Raw genomic sequence first — 19,214 nt, forward strand, 5'->3', positions numbered from 1 at the left:
GATTAATAAATTCTCCTCCAAATGATATTCACTCTTATAATATTCTCTGCTAACTAGATGCCTTCTGAAAACGGTGCCGTCCTCCTTCGCCAAGGCTTGGGAGGACAATTTATAGGCTTTGTTGTTTTTAGTTGAATAAATTGGATGGGTGGCCGAGTGCCCCGTCAGCGAAGCTGGCATGAAAAACATGTCAGCGAAGCTGACGAATACTTCAAGCACGAGGTTGCGCGGCAAATGTTTGGTACGGAGGGGTGGCCGAGTGGTTGAAGGCGCACGCCTGGAAAGTGTGTAAACGGGAAACTGTTTCGTGAGTTCGAATCTCATCCCCTCCGCCAGTTATCATTGATTTGATTCAGTTTTTTGACTCTCACTGAACTTAGCCCATCATAATTCCCATCAAATAATTTTTGAAAGTGTGGCAAGATCGCTTAAGTAGTATTAAGACCTCCTTGGTGAAAGTTTTTCCATGACTAATCCAGTACACTTACGCGGCGGCGGGATGTTGCAAAGCTTGCGAGATCATGTGGGCTGGAGAGTAAGGCAGCACCAAAATCAAAACGAAACTCTCAGAAGCTTAAAATATCCCTGCAGCGAAAGCATGCTTAGGGCTTTGCTTGGTGATGGCTCTATTAAATTAGTTTTAGAGTATCTGGGGCTTTTAGTCCTCATATTGATTTACGAGTTCTTATTAGACCAAAGAGCTTTTTACTTTTTGCCAGATTGGATAAACAATCCTTCCGTAGTAACAAGGTCTATCGTCGGACGCAGTACAACTGGCCAAGTACAATATATGGTATATAGAGATAGCGCAGACTTCAAACCAAAGTAGAGCATAACATGACTTACTGGAACAATCCCGACTATAGCGCAAGTGGAGCGCCACAAACTCCATTTACCAGGCCGCTGGAGTATTGCCGAGAGCTATTCATTGAAAATGAAACTCGCTTTATAAGACTTTATGATAAATACTATTTTCAAAAAGAAGGGATCTGGCTATTCGGGACCGCTCAATTTAAGGAAGAAACTCCGGAGCAACTCAGAGACTTGCTTGGGCTTCCATTCGTTCCAATATATATCTGCGATGTCTTTGTTAAGCCATCGCGAATACTTATTTACTTTATCTCAGATGCTAATAATCCATCCAAAAAAGGTCAGCTTGTCAGTCAAGCTGAACAAGGACTTAGATTTGAAAATGAAAGGCTTTTAAAGCCAAACACTCCAATTCAGCAGCAGCTAGGCAATCAGCCAGAATAAGTTTTTATTCATAATAATTGGCAATGTGCGCACGTAGTGCAAAAATCATAATGATAACTGTAAAACAAATATATATTATACTAAGACCATGAAGGATATCGACCCAATCACAGCCATACACATCGTTCTTGATTATGTCTCTGAGACAGAAGACAGGTTCATTCGTGTATACAATAAAGATACGGAGCCGATGGTTGACTCCGTGCTCCGCCAGGTTTTCAAACATATAACCGCACATCGCTAACACCGCGCGATATGTGCCCCTTATCAGTCGATTAATCGATTAGCAAGAGATAGTGCGACAGAAAAGATAAGGCTCATATCGAATTTGCCAAATTGTCGCAGCGGCATTCTGCGCATGGTTTAGCTGTTTATAGAAATGTCATGGTTTTCCCCTTGCTGTCTTTAGCTGGAGAAAATCGTCCATGTCATCATTGCTGAATCTAGACGCTTTCGCGCGCACTCCCTTGCAACATATTCCGTACGACCACATAGCGGTTCCCAATTTTGTAAACAAAGAAGCGATTGCGAATGTCATACGGGATTTTCCAGATTTACAGCAACCTGGAAGCTTTTCGCTCGAAAAAACAGTGTATGGACCATCATTCGACCAATTAATCAAGGAGTTCAAGCAGCCAGTTGTTGCAGAAATGTTTTCAGATAAATTTGGTGTGGATATTACAAAGCGTCCTTTGGTGGCAACGGTGCGCGGGTTTATGCAAAAAAAAGATGGCCGCATTCATACCGATACGGAAAGTAAAATCATCACCATTCTGATTTACATGAATGAAACATGGGATCACGAAGGAGGGCGGCTGCGCATACTGCGTGATGATCATAATTTAGATAATTATGCGGACGAGATTGCGCCGCTGGCTGGAACATTGTTGGCGTTTCGTCGCAGCGATACATCATGGCATGGCCATAAACCGTTCGTAGGCGTGCGCCGTTCTATCCAGTTGAATTGGGTGACCGATGAGGATTTTGTGGACAGGCATTATGGTCGTCATGATTTAAGTGCGACGGTAAAAAGCATTGCCAGCATGTTTAACTAGGGGAGAAGGCGTATGGCAACCGTAGCCCTGAAAAAAGAGTCCTGTTCTTGCGCTCAACCCGGTGAGGGGAAGCAGGATATTACTGCACGGCATTTCACCGATGCATTAATCGCAGCCAAGGCAAATGAGCAACCCTATCGGCACTGGTTTTTAAACGATGTGCTGCCATGCTTTTCGGCCCAGCAGCTGACACAATTGCCGTTCGAAGTAGCGGATATCAGTGATACATATGGCAAGCGCGATAGCCATAACGCATCACGGCATTTTTTTAATCGGGATGCGCAGCTGTGCTTTCCGGTTTGTCGTGACGTGGCAACAGCGTTTCAATCACCGCGCGTTGTAAATGCAATAGAGAATACATGTGCGGTTAATTTGCAAGGTTCATCACTGCGTATTGAATATTGTCAAGATAAGGAAGGCTTCTGGCTGGAGCCCCACACCGATATAGGCGTGAAGATATTCACAATGGTGGTTTATCTGACCCAAGGGCATTTGGCTGATACCTTAGGAACAGATATTTATGATGAAAGCATGAACCATGTTGGCCGCGCGCCGAGCGCGTTTAATAGCGCGGTCGTATTCATTCCGGGCGAAAATACATGGCATGGGTTCGAAAAACGCCCGATTCCTGACATTCGGCGCAGCTTGATTGTTAATTACGTCAAACCCGAATGGCGTGCGCGGCATGAATTATGCTTTCCTGAAAACGCTATAAAGAGCTGAAGTGCAAGCCGGCGCGCAAATAGGGTTTGAGTAGAAGCATGGCGGCATTTATATATGCCCTATGCTTGGTTCGCCGTTCAGATTCGCACCTCTTTCCATCGCTTATTTTTCAATCATCATCGTCGGTGCGACGATTTCATGGTTCACCTTGCGGTGGATTGGCGTGGACAATCCCGTATGGGCAATTATTAGCGTAGCGTTAGTCAGTGATCCTGATAGTCAAGCTGCTACCACACTGGTAAAGACGCGCGTTATCAACACGCTTGTCGGATGCTTTATGGGGCTGCTGTGCTTGCTCGTTTTTGGGTACAGTCTTTTTGCAATGTTGGCAACTGTTGGCGTGACCATTTTCCTTGTCACTTCCTATGCGCATTATCCTGCCAATTGGCGGTTGGCACCGGTAACTGTTATCATCCTGATGGATGCTGCGCGACAAGCCGTAACTTATTCCGAGCAGATGTATTTTGCTTTGTTACGCGCAGGTGAAATTGCCTTGGGGTGTTGTGTCGCAATCGGCTTGGGATATATATACAAACGACTATTCAAATCCCCTACACCTGATAAACAGGCATAAGGTGTAGCGGTAACAACGATGGCACTGCTAAAACAATTCAAGACCCCGTTCGGCATTATCCGCATCTCACGCAGCAAGGATGGGACGTTGTCCTATTATCAGAGTGGGTGTTTTCACAGCCAATCTACGCCACGCGGTATCAGCGTATGCGCCTACGTGCATGTTATGCAACAAATCATCCTTCAAACGCGCGTTCAGTTGAAAGCACCCAAACGAGTGTTGATCATTGGTTGCGGCGGAGGCACACTGGCCACGATGTTGATGCGCCGTGGATGCAAAGTTACGGTGGTCGACATCAACCCGGTCGCTTTTACCATAGCGCGCGATTATTTTTATATGCCCGCAGAAGTGATGTGTGTTGCTGAAAATGGCCTGACATATATTCGCACAACCCGCCAACGATTTGATGCAGTGGTGGTTGATGTTTTTGATTCAATGAATAATGTTCCTACCGGGTTCAGAGCAAAAAAGTTTTTTGCAGCCGCAAAAGCTGTTTTAAGCAGTGGGGGCGTGTTCATTATGAATGTAATTACAAAAAATGATGCAGATAAGTGCGCAAAGCGCATTTCTACAAATGCAGCGATAGCCGATATGGATATATCCATCTATGATTGGCCGGGACATAAAGATCGCAATACATTGATCGTTGGTGGGTCGTTAAACGGTATTGCAGTGCCGGATGGAAGTGAACCATCTTATGTCAAAGCAGACATGAAGGGCTTAGTATGCAAGCAGGTAGTAATGCCTAAGAAGTGCCGTTCGATCAGGTAATCCTACAATCAGTACTATTTCAGTCTTTATTCAATAGCCTGTCCTTATGGACGATGACATTATGTCACAGGAATTTTTATAGCTAGATAGGGCATATTCGGCGTGAAGAATCTTCATAACGAGTGCCTGTGACCGACGCAACCATTTGTCATCATGAAATCACGCAGCAAGGCGGATTGATGTTAAGCCTGTTTATGGCGGGCTTGGCGGGTAGTGTCACGCATTGCACAGGTATGTGTGGACCCTTCATCATGTCATTCACGCCAAGCATTTCCGAAAATAAACTTGAGCGACTGAAAGGTATGTTGTTACTGCCTTACCATTTGGGGCGTATGACAACCTATGCCTTTTTAGGGGTGATCGCTGCATTATTCGCCAACCGAACTGCACATGCGGTTCCATTGCTTGGCAACATTTTGCCTGCCGCACTGTTAGCGATCGGAGGGATGTTGTTCTTTTTACAATTCCTTGGGTTTTCCGGGCTTACCGTACAACTGCCTTCACTGCCACGTGCCATGCAGGCGACGATCACAGATTTAAGCAAGAACCCAAAAGGCTGGCGGGGTTATGTGATGGGTATCATCCTTGGGTTTCTGCCATGCGGCTTATTATTATCGGCAGTTTTAATCGCGGCATCTGCCCCGCATTGGTGGATGGCCGGCGCAGGGATGGCGCTCTTCGCGCTGGCGACCATGCCTGCTTTAAATGCAGTGGCGATTTTTAAGAACCATATCACATCGAAAAAACCCGAATGGATGAATGGCATCCGTAAAGGTTTGACGCTTGCCAATTCCATTGCCCTTTTTATTCTAGCCGGAGTACGCTTATCATGAATACTGTTCCCGTTTCGTATAATGATGAGATTGTAAAGAAATTTGCCATTGCCGCTATGTTCTGGGGGATTGTTGGCTTTCTGGTAGGCTGCCTTATTGCTGCGCAATTATGCTTTCCGGAAACGATGAACATCGAGCCATGGCTCAATTTTGGCCGCCTTCGTCCAGTTCATACATCGGCTGTTATTTTCGCATTTGGCGGCTGTATATTGTTTGCCACCAGCTATTTTGTGGTTCAACGCACCTGTCGGACACGGTTATGGAGTGATTGGCTATCGGACTTCACGTTTTGGGGCTATCAACTGGTTATTGTACTTGCTGCCAGTGGTTATGTTCTGGGTATTACCCAAGGCAAAGAATACGCAGAGCCTGAATGGTATGTTGATCTATGGCTGACCGTTGTATGGGTTGCTTATCTTGTCAACTTCATGATGACTTTAAAGAACCGCAAGGAGCCGCATATTTATGTGGCGAACTGGTTCTATCTTGCATTCATTGTAACGGTTGCAGTGTTACATCTGTTCAACAACATTAACATTCCTGTATCGCTGGGGCAAATCACCAAAAGCTATCCTGTGCTTTCTGGCGTGCAGGGTGCGTTGGTGCAGTGGTGGTATGGCCATAATGCGGTAGGTTTCTTTTTGACCGCGGGCTTCTTGGGCATGATGTATTACTTTGTGCCAAAACGTGCGGACCGTCCGGTGTATTCATACCGTTTGTCTATTCTACACTTCTGGTCGCTCATCTTCATTTATATCTGGGCGGGCCCACATCATTTGCATTACACCGCGTTGCCAGATTGGGCGCAAACACTGGGCATGACTTTTTCCATCATGCTGTGGATGCCAAGCTGGGGCGGTATGATCAACGGCATCATGACGCTGTCAGGCGCATGGCATAAATTGCGTGATGACCCCGTGCTGCAATTCATGGTCATCGCCATTTCATTCTATGGCATGAGTACTTTTGAAGGTCCCGTCATGTCGATCAAATCTGTGAATGCGCTTTCGCATTACACCGATTGGACGATTGGTCACGTGCATTCGGGCGCATTGGGCTGGGTTGCATTCATCAGCTTTGGCGCAATCTATCACTTGGTTCCCGTATTATGGAAAAAAGTTGGCTTGTATTCCATGAATCTTGTTCGTCTCCATTTGTGGATCGCAACAACAGGTATTGTGCTTTACATTGTTGCGCTCTGGATTGCGGGCATTATGCAAGGCCTGATGTGGCGCGAATATAATGAACTTGGTTTCTTAAGGTACTCGTTCTCCGAAACGGTGGGAGCGCTATTCCCATATTATGTACTGCGGTTGGTTGGCGGGGTGATGTTCCTCTTTGGTGCGCTGATCATGAGTTACAACCTCTATCGCACAATTAAAGACGTTCAGCCCATCGCTGTGAAGCAAGGATAAGACTATGTTCAAAAAGCACGAATTCTTCGAAAAAAATTCCTTTGTTCTTCTGGTCGGTATCGTGATTATGGTAGCAATTGGCGGATTGGTTGAAATTATTCCGTTGTTTCGTATTGAAACGACGATTGAAAAAGTCGAAGGCATGCGCCCATACACCCCGCTGGAATTAGCAGGGCAAGATGTATATGTACGGGAAGGGTGCTATGTGTGCCATTCCCAGCAAATCCGCCCATTACGTGACGAAGTGGAACGCTATGGCCATTACAGCCTTGCTGCGGAAAGTATGTACGATCATCCGTTCCAATGGGGTTCACGTCGCATCGGGCCTGATCTGGCGCGGGTGGGCGGAAAATATTCCGATGAGTGGCATGTCGCGCATTTTATCAATCCACGCAGTGTTGTGCCGGAATCGCTTATGCCGCGCTATTCCTTCCTACGCAATACGGACATTAAGGAACGCTTGAAGCTCATTCATGAAAATATGGAAACGCTGCGTATCACCGGCGTCCCTTATACGGATGAACACATCAAGCATGCCTATGACGATGCACTGGCTCAAGCCGACCCCGATGGTGATGCCAAAGGGCTGGCAGATCGTTACGGCAATAAGGTTATCAACCGCGATTTCGATGGTCAAAAAGACCGCGTTACCGAAATGGATGCGTTGATCGCTTACATGCAGATGCTTGGCACGCTGGTTGATTTTAAGACTTACAACCCCGATTTGGAAATCAAGGATAAGGGAGCAAAACCATAATGACCTGGCTCATGGATAATGCACCGCATCTTGCGCTGCTTGGCTTTTTTATATCGTTCATTGTGATTGCAGTGTGGGCTTATTGGCCCGCTAACAAGTCGAAGTTGCAGGAACGTGCCCAGATCCCGTTTAAGGAGTAAGTTATGTCGGAACAGAATAAGCCAGAAAAAGACAAGTTTTCCGGTGTGGAGACTACGGGGCACGAATGGGATGGAATCAAGGAATTGAATAACCCAGCGCCGCGTTGGTGGCTGCTGGTATTCATCATCTGTATCATTTGGTCAATCGGTTACTGGATATTATTTCCTGCATGGCCAACCATCGCCGCCAACACCAAGGGTATTCTGGGTTGGAGCACCAAACAGGAATTGTCAGACAATCAGAGGGATTTACAGGCAATCCGAGGGAAATTTGCAGAGCAGTTAGCTGCCACGCCGTTACAGGATATTGCTAACGACCCTCAGCTTTTCGAATATGCACGGCAGGCAGGTTTGGCATCATTCAAAACCAATTGCGCGGCATGCCATGGTTCGGGTGCGGCTGGCGGCAACGGTTATCCCAATTTGAATGATGATGACTGGTTGTGGGGCGGCAAGCTGGACGATATCTATCACAGTATTAAAGTTGGTATTCGTAGCACGCATAAGGATACACGGTTCTCGCAGATGCCATCCTTCGGCAAGGACGGTGTATTGAAGCCTGATGAGATAAAAGATGTAGCCAGTTATGTGGAGCAATTGCACAAGGGCAGCGCGGCAGAAACCAACGAAGCTACCGCACGTGGCGCAAAAATATTTGCCGATAACTGCGTGGCATGTCACGGCGCAACAGGAGGAGGGGATCGCAACCAGGGTGCGCCGCGTCTGAATGATGCCATCTGGCTCTATGGTGGCGATAAGAAGTCGATTATTGCCAGTGTAACCAATGCGCATGCCGGCGTGATGCCAACATGGGAAGGCAGACTTGACGATGATACCATCAAGGCACTTGCGATTTACGTGCACTCGCTTGGCGGTGGAGAGAAGTAAAGCTAGGATAGGTTATGACTGATAAGTCGCTTTCTGAAGCCGATGCCCCGAAGATTAAATTCTTTGAAAAGGCACGCCGAATTTATCCAAAGGATATAACCGGCACCTTTCGTCGCCTGAAATGGGCTGTGATGGCAGTGTTGCTAGCAATTTACTACTTCACGCCCTTTATTCGGTTCGATCGCGGGCCACATGTTCCCAGTCAGGCTATACTGATCGATATGGAAGGGCGTCGCGCCTATTTCTTTATGTTCGAGATATGGTCACAGGAAGTCTATTATTTTGCGGGTATACTGATATTAGCGGCACTGTTCTTGTTCTTTGCAACATCGCTTTTTGGTCGTGTATGGTGCGGCTATGCTTGTCCGCAAACGGTGTGGACGGATCTTTTTGTAAAAGTTGAGCATTTTATCCAAGGCGACCATGTCGCACGGCAACGGCTGGATAAAGGACAATGGAACTTCAACAAGATCTGGCGTAAAGTCGTAACGCACATATTGTGGATCGTTATCGGTGCGGCGACTGGGGGCGCTTGGACGCTCTATTTTACCGATGCACCTACATTGATTGATCAGATCATCCATTTATCTGTGCCATGGCAAACCCAGATTTGGATTTATGCGTTGACAGCGTCCACATACATCATGGCCGGTTTTGCGCGTGAACAAGTCTGCGCATATATGTGCCCATATGCCCGTTTCCAGTCGGGCATGTTCGACCGCGGTACGCTTATCATTTCGTACGATAAGGAACGCGGAGAGCCGCGCGGTAGTCACAAAAAAGGCGATAGCTGGGATAATCGGGGCGCATGCGTTGATTGCAACGCGTGTGTTCAGGTTTGTCCTGTGGGTATTGATATCCGCAATGGTCTCCAATACCAATGCATCGCTTGCGGCCTGTGCATAGATGCCTGCAACGATATCATGGACAAGGTTGGATTACCGGGGAATCTTATCCGCTATGATACCGCGAATAATCAAGAGGCACGCGCCGCATGCCACAGCAAGGGCGAAGTATTCAAAGAGAAAAATCATCTTCTTCGTCCACGCACGATTTACTATGTATGTGTGATGACGCTCGTCTGTGCCATTATGTTGTACAGCTTGCTGGGACGTGCGCCGTTCACCCTTAATGTACTTCATGAACGCAATCCATTATTCGTGACCCTATCGGATGGTTCAGTGCGCAATAGCTACAAGATACACATTTTGAACCGGAATCTGCATGACCAAACTTTTGCGCTTTCCGTGAACGGCGTAGATGTCAAATCCATTAAAATCCTTGCGGCCACAGAGGTCGAACCGGAAAAGCTTGGCGTTTTGGCCGATAGTGTTGGAGAATTCAGGGTAACAGTGGCAGCTGAATTGCCTTCAAAAGAAGTCCGGCGTGACATCGAATTCGTTATCCGCAGTACCAGCGATGGTAGCGAAGCACGTACCAAAACCATGTTTATCGGAAAGGCCCAGTAATATGACCGACATTGTCCGCAAACCCATCGATAAGTATATACCATGGTTTTTTGTGTCGTTTTTTGTAGTGCTATCGGGGTTGATGGCTGGTTTTGCATGGCTTGCAACAAGCACGGAGAGAGGCGTTGTCAGTACCCACGCTTATCAAAACGGTCTTGCTTACAACCGTACGATTGAAAAACAGCGCGCGCAAGACGCTCTTGGCTGGACCAGCGATTTTAAGATCGAAAAGCAACCGGCGCAAAACGCCCATATCCATTTTAAATTAGTGGATAAAAACAATAAGCCACTGATCCGTGCACAAGTACAGTTCATGCTTATCCGGCCAACGCAAGCCGGTCACGATATCACTTTGGCATTGAAGGAAGATGCCCCTGGAAGCTATGTTGGTGAGACGCCGGTACCGCTGAAAGGGTTGTGGGAAGCACGAATTGCCGTGAAATATGGCGAGCTTACATATCAGGCTGGTCAACGCGTCACTTTGGATTAAAATCAGTCCATGGCTGAAACCGTAATTGTCGTACCTGATTTTTCGTCCTTTATCACTCATACGCCTGATGGCGGGCACCGTCTGGGCTTGCTGGTAGGCGGAATGCGCTGTGCGTCATGCGCCTTTATGATTGAACATCTGCTCGCAAAAGAACCGAATGTGGAAGCGCGGGTGAATGTGACAGAAAAACGTCTCGCACTGTCATGGAAGGGTAATTCTGGCCGTTTCAAGGAATTGCTGAAACCAGTACTAGAGCACGGATATACCCTTGCTGTAGGCGATGAAGCCAAAAACAGCGACGAGCAAAAGAAGGAAGAACGCTTTCTGTTATTGTGCCTTGCAGTAGCTGGGTTTGCGACAGGTAACATCATGCTCCTATCCGTTGGGTTGTGGAGCAGCGATGAAACCACCATGGGGTTTGCCACCCGCGATGTGATGCACTGGATTTCTGCGATGATTGCATTGCCTGCGGTGTTGTTTGCGGGACAACCATTCTTTAAATCGGCTTGGAATGTGTTGTCCAAGGGGCACACCAATATGGACGTGCCGATTTCTTTGGCGGTTGTGCTGTCTAGCGCCATGAGTATCGTGCAAACCGGAAATCATGCCGAACATGCCTATTTTGATTCTGGCGTTATGTTGCTGTTCTTCCTGCTTATCGGGCGTTATCTCGATATCCGCGCGCGTGGCAAAGCCCGATCGGCTGCGCATGACTTATTGCTTATGATGTCAGGGGAAGCGACCGTGTTGCGCAACGGTTTGCAAGAACGTATTCCCGTGAAGGATATAAGCGAAGGCATGACGCTGCTCGTTGCAGCGGGCGAGAAAATCATGGCGGATGGTTCGGTCGTCAGCGGCGTGTCCGAAGCCGACACAGCCTTGCTGACTGGTGAAACCTTGCCGCAATCCTTACAGCCTGGCGCGTCTGTTTTTGCGGGTATGATTAATCTTTCTGCGCCGATTACGGTAAAAGTTTCAGGTGCGCGTAATGAAACATTATTGTCTGAGATTATCCATTTGATGGAGAAGGCCGAACAAGGGCAGGCCAAATATGTCCGTCTTGCGGATAAAATTGCCCGTGCCTATACCCCGTTTGTGCATTTCATGGCGTTGGCATCGTTTCTGGGATGGCTATTCATCATGCAGGCGGGATGGACGCATGCATTACTGATTGCGATTAGTGTCCTCATCATCACATGTCCATGTGCACTGGGTTTGGCTGTGCCTGTAGTGCAGGTGTTGGCTAGCAATTTTCTTTTCCGTAAAGGGGTGCTCGTAAAATCTGCAGATGCGTTGGAACGCATGGCTAGTGTGGATACCATTCTATTTGATAAGACTGGCACCTTGACGCTGGGGCATCCTGCACTGACCAATGGCAGTTATGTTGACCGGCACATCCTACAAAAAGCCGCGAGCCTTGCGCGATACAGTAAGCATCCACTTGCACGTGCCTTGGTTGAATATAATACGCAGCCATTATTTGAGCTGGATGCGCAGGAAATCGTTGGCCAAGGACTGGAAGCAACGCTAAACGGCAATCTTTGGCGCTTGGGGCAGGGCGCTTTCTGTCATGCACCAAAAATAGCCGATGATGCGATGGAGATATGGTTTCAGGAAAATACAAACCCGCCGCAGCGCTTTGTATTCGAAGATGAGCTTCGCCCCGATGCGATTAGCGTGATTACCGCTTTAAAAAAGCAGGGGTATCATATTGCCATGTTCTCCGGTGACCGCGAGGCCGTCGCAAAGCATATTGGTTCAGTGTTACACATAGATGATGCTCGCGGCGGCATGAACCCGAAAGCAAAACATGATGCACTCCAGGAACTAATCAAATCCGGTCACAAGGTTCTGTATGTGGGCGATGGGCTGAATGATGCGGCGGCTTTGTCGGCCGCGACTGTATCCATGTCGCCCTCTACCGCGATGGATATCACCCAAAACGCTGCATCCATGGTATTTCAGGGGAGCAGGCTTCAGCCGGTTCTTGCCGCTTTATGCGTTGCTAAAAAATCGAATGCGTTGGTTAAACAGAACTTTATCCTTGCGCTAGCATATAACATTCTTGCTGTTCCGTTGGCGGTTATGGGTTATGTTACCCCATTAATTGCTGCACTGGCGATGTCATCCTCCTCGATTTTGGTAATATTGAACGCGCTTCGCTTGCACCAGTTGAAGATAAGAGATTGATAGGTAATCCCATGGATATTTTGCTTTACCTTATCCCAGTGGCACTGTTACTGGGCCTTATCGGGTTGGCAGCGTTTTACTGGTCGTTGAAGTCGGGGCAGTTCGATGATCCCGAGGGTAATGCATCACGCATTTTGCACGATGACTTGCAGGAACAACCCCAAGATCGCCACGGTGAATAACTCGACGATATAACCAGCAATAAAAAAAGCCGCCTGATAAAGGCGGCTTTTTATTACGTTGTATGTGCACTAAGCAGCTTTTAATTGCTCGGCGCTTTTGCGCAGTTCTGCTTCCAGATAATCCGCCAACTTTTCAATGGCAAAGATGCCCGCTTCTTTTTCAGCTTGTGGGTTATAGTTCGTGTTAGTGTTGATATCATAGACATAGGTTTTGCCAGAGGCATCACGAATGAATTCAACGCCTGCAACGCTGATAGAATTTTCAGCAAGGAATGTTTCAAGCTTTGCAACAATCGGGTCATTAAAATCCTTCTGGATTTCAAACAAATTGCCCGCAGATGTCGTCATGCAGACTTCGCCAGCGGGGGCAGGGGTGTCGATGCGGCATGCTTCGGCGGGGCATAATTCAAAGCCTTGGCTGGTATCCACCTTTACGGCGTATACAAACTTGCTGCCAATGAATTCAAGGCGGTGGATGAATGGCTGCGGTGCTTTGATGTATTCTTGCAGCAACATGATGTCATCCATGGAGCTGGTATATTCAGGATGGTTTAAATAATCTTCCAAAACCTTGAGGGATTGAATGAGCTGGATGCCAATGCCCTTACCGCCACGGTTTGGTTTCAGGATGAATGGCGCTTTGAATGTTTTGGCTTTTTCCAGGATATCGGCCTTGCCAAAACATGCAACGGCGCGTGGCACATTAATGCCGGCTTTTTGCAGGCGTACATATTGGTCGGCCTTGCTGATTTCTAAACGTAATACGCTGGATGGATTGATAATGCGGGCGCCATTTACTTCAAGCCACGTTAAAATCGCCGCAGAATAATCCGGAGCATTAGGATGATTGCGGGTATAGGAAGATGCGCTGGTTTTGTTGAAATACACACCGGGCGCTGGGGGCTGCGTTAAATCAATGCTGCCGCCATCAAGAAAAATGCTGGCATGCTTTATGCCGCGCTCATCCAGAACTTTACGGATGGGTGCAAACCATTGTTCGTTTTCGTGTAAAACATAAACTGTGCTCATATGCGCTCTCCTTATATGGGTATAACTATACTGTTAAACGCGGCGCTGCAACACCGCTGCGATTTTGTGCTGTTAATTGAGGTTTGCTGAGCGCTTCCGCACGCAACGCCGAAATAATACCTTGGACATGGTTGATCTGCTCCACAATCAACTTAATGTGCTCAGGATGGAATTCAACAGTCTTGCGTAGGCCACGGCGCGGCGCATCTTCCGATGTCATCGCATGTTTGATGCCGGCATAGTGTTCACCGGTCACCAATGGATGGTCCGCAAGATCAAAATTGCGCTGCGCATTCGCCGTTACAGGGCGATGAGTGCTTTTTGCGAGCTTTAATCCATCTTCATGTGAATAGGCGTATGGTGATTGGCTTTCTTCCCAGTTTGGAACTTCAAATACTTTGCCGCGTTCAGCAATGGCAGATAACGCATTTGATGCGCGGGTCAACTGACCTTTCGCTTCAAGGCGTTCAGATGCGCCAACCGAAAGCGTATCGCGATCGCCGATTTGATATTGAATGCCTTCCATATATAAAGACAGCTCTTCGGCATTACGGACATCACCTAATGCTCTAAGGATATGCACACCATTCTTCAGATTAAGTACAGCAGCCTGTAATTGTGCGGAGACATTATATAATGGGCCGTATTTATCCGTTTTTTCAGCCAGCGCAGCTTTTGCATCCGCGCGACGTTCGCCATAGATTTCAACGATTTTACGCTTCACTGCGTCTTGCTCAAATGGCAGGCCTTTAAATTCGCTTTGATCCCACCATGCCTTATAAGCTGCGGCATCACCTTTGCTGAATGCATCATTACTTGGGCTACCGCCTTCGAATACGATGCTATTGGAATCCCGTACAAAGCTTTGTCCAATATTCATCGCGCCATTGGCGACAACGCCGCGGATAACGCCTTCATCGGATAGCAATGTCTTTTCGGCAAAGGTGGATCCTTCAACTTCTGCGCCGTGAAGATGGCTATCTTTAATGATGATTGGCGCAACGCGGCCATCAATTAAAGCGGGATGACGTTCTTTGGTAGCGGTATGACCAATCACGTTATCCAAAATGACATGACCATAGGCAGTAAACGGCGCAGCCGATTGTTCGGAAGCCAAGCTGCCGTTAATAACGGTTACATCAAAACCGATATGCACCGCCCCGCTGAGGTCAACATTGCCAACCAATGTTGCACCGTCATAAACCACGGGAACGTGCCCAGCAAAGCTGCGTACTTTCGGGCCATCAGCCAAGGTTACAAAGTTTGTACGTTTGGGGTTAAGTACCTGGATCCATGATGGAACTTCACGCTCGCTAAGGATGCGGTTTGGATCTTCCTTCACCTTAATCACTTTCGCAGCTTCTGGAACATGCTGATAAAGTGCTGCGAATTGACCAAGGCGTTCGCTTAACAGTGCACGTTCTTGTGCAGTCGCTACAAACGAAACGGAGTCAGCAATATTTACTGGCTTTAATGCCTGATCGATAATGGCGTTGCGATGCACAATGAGATTTACATCGTGGGTGATTGTGTTTAACGCGCTTTGTGTATCTGCAATAATGGCGTTGGCATTCAAAAAGGCGTTATTCAATGCCGCATCTTCATTCGCTTTAGGTTCATAGGCGCCAAGCAAAAACAGCTTTGCTTTAATCAGATTTTGTAAATCTTGCGTATCGTGATTACCGGTTGCAACCAGAATGCGATGTGCGCGGTCAAGGTGCAGAATTTCGGACTGCAACGGCGCATTATGCCAAACAATATCGCCGAATTGTTTTGCAGCTTCCTGCTGATATGAAACTTGTTTGAGGTGTTGGGTCTGGTGATAAAACCATAGCCAGTTGGAAAGGGTGGGGCTGTGGAACAGGCTGCGGTTTTGATCCTTGATCCACTGTTTGGCGCCAATTTCAATTAAGGTGGTGACATCTTGATTGCTGAATGGCGGTAAATGACGCGGGCGGGAGCCAAGACGCCACACACGCTTCAATGTTGTGACCAATGTATCTTTGATGGCTTCGTATTCCTCGCTGCCTTTATCAAGCGTTGCAAGTTTTGCAGTCTGCGCGTCAATTACATCAAGCTGTTCATCACTTAATGTAATCGGGCGGAACACGATATCTTTCGAGCCATTTTTTCCGGCAGTTCCTGCGTAATACGCATCCCAGCCTTGAAGCGGTTCTAATGTTGTTTGGTCAAGCAGAACAGTAGGAAAAATCTTTACCGGATTGCCGATGTAATAATTATTGGCATGAATTTCCGCGCCCTTTGGCACGTTTACGCCAGGGCCGATATACGCGCCGGGTTGAACAGTGATGCGCGCATCGGGTGTGCCATTTAAAATCGGTTCAATATTAGCAAACGACCATGCGCCCCATGTCGCATATTTGGAAATGCCGCCATGTGCAAAGCCTGCGCCTTCTTCCAAAACGCTACCTTCAATTTCGCAATAATCCATAACCATGGATTTGCTTTTCAAAATGCTGGGATGTTGCGCGGTACCGCTTACAAAAGATTTGCGGCGGATTGTTACATCTTCGGCAATTTGAACATTGCCTTCAAATCGAATTTCGCGTGAAAGCAACTTGCTTAAAATAAAAGGAATATGACCGTCTTTGGCAATCACCAAAGTACCGGGAGCCTCTTTGAATACAGAGCTTGCTGCGCCATGCGACCATACGCCGTGTAGGTTCGATGGGTTGAATGATTTTTTTAAGTTGTTTAGTACACTCATAACGCTTCCACAAAAAATTAAAATTATGTTTGATGCACAAACATAACATCACCATGCAGCGCAACTTGGCGCATTAAATGGATGTGGGGTTATCTAAAGGAAAAGATGACGCCCATGCTGTACATCACATCTCACAAACAACATGGGCAAATGAAACCCTTTGGGCGAATGAAACCCAGAATGTTATTTGGAGGGACTACAGCTGAGCTTGAAAAGGCGTTTCACAAACTGCATTTTCAAATAAGAGGGTTCACAAAATCCCTCCAGCTATAGCGCTTTAGCACTTGATAACGCGGTTGCAAGCAAGCCCTCAAATCCCGCGATACTGTTTCAAAGTATGGGATGAATTTAAGGTTGAAAGCATTGATTGTCAACTAGATTAATAGGGATTAACGCGCCAAAAGCATAGTAATTATTACATCTAAACGCCTGGATATTAAGACATTTCATAAATCGTAATAAAAAAGTCGCCCCGCCTTCCTATAGTGACTTCCTCACTATGTGACGTTTCTTGCATAAGATTATACATTTATTTGACTTGAAAATGGACTAAGTCGATGGAAAACGTCGTGTTGCTGGTATCTGTTTCACGTGCTTGAAGTGTGTATGTACCACGTTCAACCGGCCATAAAAATCGTCCGTTCCTTGTGGTCGCTAATGACTTACCGTTTAGCAACCATTCCACACTGTTATTTGGCGATGCGCCGTCGCTTACAAATTCAAAAGCCTGTTGTTCGGGTTTGATGCGTGGGTCATATGCGATTTGCAGCCCTTCGGTTGGCCGTACCACGTTAATGCCTTTTGCTGTGGGCGCGTGATGTTGATTGGCAGGTTCAGAACCCGCTATAAAATATTCGGTATGCGGGTAGCATGATGTGCCTTTAGATAAGGCATCACCTGCTGCGCAGATTTCCTTGCGCACCAGTTTGGGGCTTAAATACAATGGTGAAGCTTTTGTGTGTTCATTCAGTCCTGCAAAAATTCCGCGCATGACTAGAGCTGGGCCAGTTGAACCAGTCACGCCATCCATCGGCGTTTGATCAAGATTACCAATCCAGACACCCACCAGAAAACGCGAATTAAATCCAAACACCCAGGCATCGCGGTAATCAGATGATGTGCCTGTTTTTACGGCGGTTTGTACGGGTAAATTCAACACACTGCCGGAGCCGAACTCTCGCCGCCGAGCAAAGGGGTCGGATAAAATATTTCCAATCAGTGAAGTGGCTTCGGGTGAATAAATACGCTTGTTTTCACGCGCAAAGGGTGGTTGGGGAAGGGGCGTAAGCGGGCGGAAGATACCGCGATTGGCAATAGCCGCATATGCTTGCATCATTTCATATAAGGTAACTTCGCCATTACCCAAGGCCAATCCTTCCTTATAAAATTCAACAGGCTGTGTCAGGCTTTCGAAATGCAACGCGTGAAGCGTATCAAGATAACGCGAAGGCGTAACAAAGCCGATGGTTTCCAGCGCAGGAATGTTGAGTGAGTTGCCAAGTGCTTCGCGCAATGAAATTTTTCCATAAAATGTACGGCTGTAATTATGAAAGTCATGTAGGCCTGTCCCAATCGCTTCTGCCATTGGCGCATCATCCAATTCAGTTGCAGGTGACCAGCCCATATCAAGCGCAAGCGCATATAAAAACGGCTTCATTGATGAACCCGGCTGGCGCGGTACGCGTACAGCATCAATGTCTTGTCCGGTTGTAGTGTTTGGTCCACTGCCCACAACCCATGCCAAAATTTCGCCTGTGGTGTGGTCAACCACCATTGCTGCGCCGTGTTGCACATGCTTGCGTGACAAAGCTTTTAAGCGTTCTTCCAGCAGGCTTTGCGCGCGGCTTTGTATTGTGCTATCCAAGGTTGTGGTCAGTTTTCCGTTATCACTGACGCGGTAGGGGATGGTTTCGCGGATATAGTTGATAAAATGTGTGGAATTAAGTGGAGGCAGCGCTTGTTCCAAGGTCATACGTGTGGCTTTAATCTGCGCTGCGGCATCACTGGTTATTTCATTACGGTTTTGCATGGCATCAGCCAAACGCGCGATGCCGGGTTCAATTGTTTCCTGACTTCTGTATAAATCCAGCGTGGATGGCGCGCGTGGTAACACGGCAAGGGCAAGCATTTCTTTGTGGGTTAGTGTATCTATATCGCGGTTGAAATAATAGCGCGCAGCTTGCGCAATGCCGCGGCGGTTGGCAGCGTATGGAACCTGATTTAAGTAAAATTCCAGTATGTCGCCTTTGCTTGAACTGGCTTCGAGTAGCATGGCTTCAAATCCTTCGACCCAGCGAGACCAGATGGTACGCGGACGAGGGTGAATAATACGCACAACTTGTTCGGTAATTGTGCTGGCGCCGCGCACAGCTTTGCGCGCACGAATATTTTGCCAGATGGCCTGCATTCGCGCATTCCAATCAACACCATGATGTTCAAAAAAATGCCTGTCTTCGGATGTAACAAATGCTTGCCGCAAGGTTTCGGGAATATCATGTAGCGCCAGAATTTGCGATGTGTTGTATGCGTTTTGGTATGATATCCCCATAGGCACGCCGTTTCTGTCGTGCACCTGAAACCGCCCCGCATCGGCGGAGAGATTGCGCAGCGATAAGCTCGGCGTTTGCACATCCAATACAGTTTTGATGATGAGCAAGACAACGCAAAGCGCCAAGCCGCGCAATATATATAGTGTGATGCGTTTTAGCTTTGGCAT

At 47.4% G+C, this 19,214-nt stretch carries 18 protein-coding genes and 1 tRNA gene; 16 read left to right on the top strand and 3 right to left on the bottom strand.

Annotation, left to right across the window (positions count from 1 at the left end; genetic code table 11):
- Nucleotides 1-245 precede the first annotated feature (245 nt).
- The 16 genes from SFW65_01250 (at nucleotide 246) to ccoS (ending at nucleotide 12,741) form a co-directional block, all read left to right on the top strand.
- A tRNA-Ser gene (locus SFW65_01250) sits at nucleotides 246-335 on the top strand.
- A gap of 131 nt (nucleotides 336-466) precedes the next feature.
- The gene (locus tag SFW65_01255; protein ID MDX1921743.1) at nucleotides 467-829 is read left to right on the top strand and encodes a hypothetical protein; all 363 of its coding nucleotides are present in this window, start codon (nucleotides 467-469) and stop codon (nucleotides 827-829) included.
- 8 nt (nucleotides 830-837) lie between these two features.
- Nucleotides 838-1,254 carry a hypothetical protein gene (locus tag SFW65_01260; protein MDX1921744.1) on the top strand — a complete coding sequence of 139 codons (417 nt, stop codon included), beginning with the start codon at nucleotides 838-840 and terminating at the stop codon, nucleotides 1,252-1,254.
- Between the two features lie 425 nt (nucleotides 1,255-1,679).
- Nucleotides 1,680-2,309: a 2OG-Fe(II) oxygenase gene (locus SFW65_01265; GenBank protein ID MDX1921745.1), complete on the top strand. Its 630-nt coding sequence runs from the start codon at nucleotides 1,680-1,682 to the stop codon at nucleotides 2,307-2,309.
- A gap of 12 nt (nucleotides 2,310-2,321) precedes the next feature.
- Nucleotides 2,322-3,032, top strand: a complete 711-nt coding sequence (locus SFW65_01270) for a 2OG-Fe(II) oxygenase (protein MDX1921746.1) — start codon at nucleotides 2,322-2,324, stop codon at nucleotides 3,030-3,032.
- A gap of 61 nt (nucleotides 3,033-3,093) precedes the next feature.
- A complete protein-coding gene (locus tag SFW65_01275) occupies nucleotides 3,094-3,606 on the top strand; it encodes an FUSC family protein (protein MDX1921747.1) in 513 nt (170 codons plus the stop codon).
- A gap of 18 nt (nucleotides 3,607-3,624) precedes the next feature.
- The gene (locus tag SFW65_01280; protein ID MDX1921748.1) at nucleotides 3,625-4,377 is read left to right on the top strand and encodes a fused MFS/spermidine synthase; all 753 of its coding nucleotides are present in this window, start codon (nucleotides 3,625-3,627) and stop codon (nucleotides 4,375-4,377) included.
- 128 nt (nucleotides 4,378-4,505) lie between these two features.
- Nucleotides 4,506-5,210, top strand: a complete 705-nt coding sequence (locus SFW65_01285) for a sulfite exporter TauE/SafE family protein (protein MDX1921749.1) — start codon at nucleotides 4,506-4,508, stop codon at nucleotides 5,208-5,210.
- Nucleotides 5,207-6,625 carry a cytochrome-c oxidase, cbb3-type subunit I gene (gene ccoN / locus SFW65_01290; protein MDX1921750.1) on the top strand — a complete coding sequence of 473 codons (1,419 nt, stop codon included), beginning with the start codon at nucleotides 5,207-5,209 and terminating at the stop codon, nucleotides 6,623-6,625. Before SFW65_01285 ends, ccoN begins: the two co-directional genes overlap by 4 nt.
- Before the next feature lie 4 nt (nucleotides 6,626-6,629).
- Nucleotides 6,630-7,382 (top strand): cytochrome-c oxidase, cbb3-type subunit II, encoded by a 753-nt coding sequence (gene ccoO, locus SFW65_01295; protein ID MDX1921751.1) that lies wholly within the window; start codon nucleotides 6,630-6,632, stop codon nucleotides 7,380-7,382.
- Complete coding sequence (locus tag SFW65_01300; GenBank protein ID MDX1921752.1) at nucleotides 7,382-7,522, top strand: CcoQ/FixQ family Cbb3-type cytochrome c oxidase assembly chaperone; 141 nt, start codon at nucleotides 7,382-7,384, stop codon at nucleotides 7,520-7,522. The genes ccoO and SFW65_01300 overlap by 1 nt, the downstream gene beginning before the upstream one ends.
- A gap of 3 nt (nucleotides 7,523-7,525) precedes the next feature.
- Complete coding sequence (ccoP, locus tag SFW65_01305; protein MDX1921753.1) at nucleotides 7,526-8,410, top strand: cytochrome-c oxidase, cbb3-type subunit III; 885 nt, start codon at nucleotides 7,526-7,528, stop codon at nucleotides 8,408-8,410.
- 14 nt (nucleotides 8,411-8,424) lie between these two features.
- Nucleotides 8,425-9,879 (top strand): cytochrome c oxidase accessory protein CcoG, encoded by a 1,455-nt coding sequence (gene ccoG, locus SFW65_01310; GenBank protein MDX1921754.1) that lies wholly within the window; start codon nucleotides 8,425-8,427, stop codon nucleotides 9,877-9,879.
- 1 nt (nucleotide 9,880) lies between these two features.
- A complete protein-coding gene (locus tag SFW65_01315; protein ID MDX1921755.1) occupies nucleotides 9,881-10,369 on the top strand; it encodes a FixH family protein in 489 nt (162 codons plus the stop codon).
- A 9-nt stretch (nucleotides 10,370-10,378) separates the two neighbouring features.
- Nucleotides 10,379-12,559, top strand: a complete 2,181-nt coding sequence (locus tag SFW65_01320; GenBank protein MDX1921756.1) for a heavy metal translocating P-type ATPase — start codon at nucleotides 10,379-10,381, stop codon at nucleotides 12,557-12,559.
- An 11-nt stretch (nucleotides 12,560-12,570) separates the two neighbouring features.
- Entirely contained in the window at nucleotides 12,571-12,741 is a 171-nt protein-coding gene (ccoS, locus tag SFW65_01325; protein ID MDX1921757.1) for a cbb3-type cytochrome oxidase assembly protein CcoS, read from the top strand.
- Nucleotides 12,742-12,810: 69 nt separating this feature from the next.
- Here the strand turns inward: ccoS and SFW65_01330 are convergent, their stop codons facing one another.
- The 3 genes from SFW65_01330 to SFW65_01340 all read right to left on the bottom strand — a co-directional run bounded on the left by SFW65_01330 (nucleotide 12,811) and on the right by SFW65_01340 (nucleotide 19,214).
- Nucleotides 12,811-13,770, bottom strand: a complete 960-nt coding sequence (locus SFW65_01330) for an alpha-L-glutamate ligase (protein ID MDX1921758.1) — start codon at nucleotides 13,768-13,770, stop codon at nucleotides 12,811-12,813.
- A gap of 25 nt (nucleotides 13,771-13,795) precedes the next feature.
- Complete coding sequence (locus SFW65_01335; GenBank protein MDX1921759.1) at nucleotides 13,796-16,498, bottom strand: hypothetical protein; 2,703 nt, start codon at nucleotides 16,496-16,498, stop codon at nucleotides 13,796-13,798.
- Between the two features lie 529 nt (nucleotides 16,499-17,027).
- Nucleotides 17,028-19,214: a transglycosylase domain-containing protein gene (locus SFW65_01340; GenBank protein ID MDX1921760.1), complete on the bottom strand. Its 2,187-nt coding sequence runs from the start codon at nucleotides 19,212-19,214 to the stop codon at nucleotides 17,028-17,030.

The sequence above is a fragment of the Alphaproteobacteria bacterium genome (assembly GCA_033762625.1).
GTDB lineage: Bacteria > Pseudomonadota > Alphaproteobacteria > UBA9219 > RGZA01 > RGZA01.

Excerpts from the sequence above, each read along its gene's own strand:
- SFW65_01315 (MDX1921755.1), top strand. The coding sequence starts at position 9,881 with ATGACCGACATTGTCCGCAAACCCATCGATAAGTATATACCATGGTTT.
- ccoS (MDX1921757.1), top strand. The coding sequence starts at position 12,571 with ATGGATATTTTGCTTTACCTTATCCCAGTGGCACTGTTACTGGGCCTT.
- ccoP (MDX1921753.1), top strand. The coding sequence starts at position 7,526 with ATGTCGGAACAGAATAAGCCAGAAAAAGACAAGTTTTCCGGTGTGGAG.
- SFW65_01330 (MDX1921758.1), bottom strand. The coding sequence starts at position 13,770 with ATGAGCACAGTTTATGTTTTACACGAAAACGAACAATGGTTTGCACCC.
- ccoG (MDX1921754.1), top strand. The coding sequence starts at position 8,425 with ATGACTGATAAGTCGCTTTCTGAAGCCGATGCCCCGAAGATTAAATTC.
- SFW65_01265 (MDX1921745.1), top strand. The coding sequence starts at position 1,680 with ATGTCATCATTGCTGAATCTAGACGCTTTCGCGCGCACTCCCTTGCAA.
- ccoO (MDX1921751.1), top strand. The coding sequence starts at position 6,630 with ATGTTCAAAAAGCACGAATTCTTCGAAAAAAATTCCTTTGTTCTTCTG.
- SFW65_01340 (MDX1921760.1), bottom strand. The coding sequence starts at position 19,214 with ATGCCAAAGCTAAAACGCATCACACTATATATATTGCGCGGCTTGGCG.
- SFW65_01335 (MDX1921759.1), bottom strand. The coding sequence starts at position 16,498 with ATGAGTGTACTAAACAACTTAAAAAAATCATTCAACCCATCGAACCTA.
- ccoN (MDX1921750.1), top strand. The coding sequence starts at position 5,207 with ATGAATACTGTTCCCGTTTCGTATAATGATGAGATTGTAAAGAAATTT.
- SFW65_01300 (MDX1921752.1), top strand. The coding sequence starts at position 7,382 with ATGACCTGGCTCATGGATAATGCACCGCATCTTGCGCTGCTTGGCTTT.
- SFW65_01320 (MDX1921756.1), top strand. The coding sequence starts at position 10,379 with ATGGCTGAAACCGTAATTGTCGTACCTGATTTTTCGTCCTTTATCACT.
- SFW65_01270 (MDX1921746.1), top strand. The coding sequence starts at position 2,322 with ATGGCAACCGTAGCCCTGAAAAAAGAGTCCTGTTCTTGCGCTCAACCC.
- SFW65_01260 (MDX1921744.1), top strand. The coding sequence starts at position 838 with ATGACTTACTGGAACAATCCCGACTATAGCGCAAGTGGAGCGCCACAA.
- SFW65_01275 (MDX1921747.1), top strand. The coding sequence starts at position 3,094 with ATGCTTGGTTCGCCGTTCAGATTCGCACCTCTTTCCATCGCTTATTTT.
- SFW65_01280 (MDX1921748.1), top strand. The coding sequence starts at position 3,625 with ATGGCACTGCTAAAACAATTCAAGACCCCGTTCGGCATTATCCGCATC.
- SFW65_01255 (MDX1921743.1), top strand. The coding sequence starts at position 467 with ATGACTAATCCAGTACACTTACGCGGCGGCGGGATGTTGCAAAGCTTG.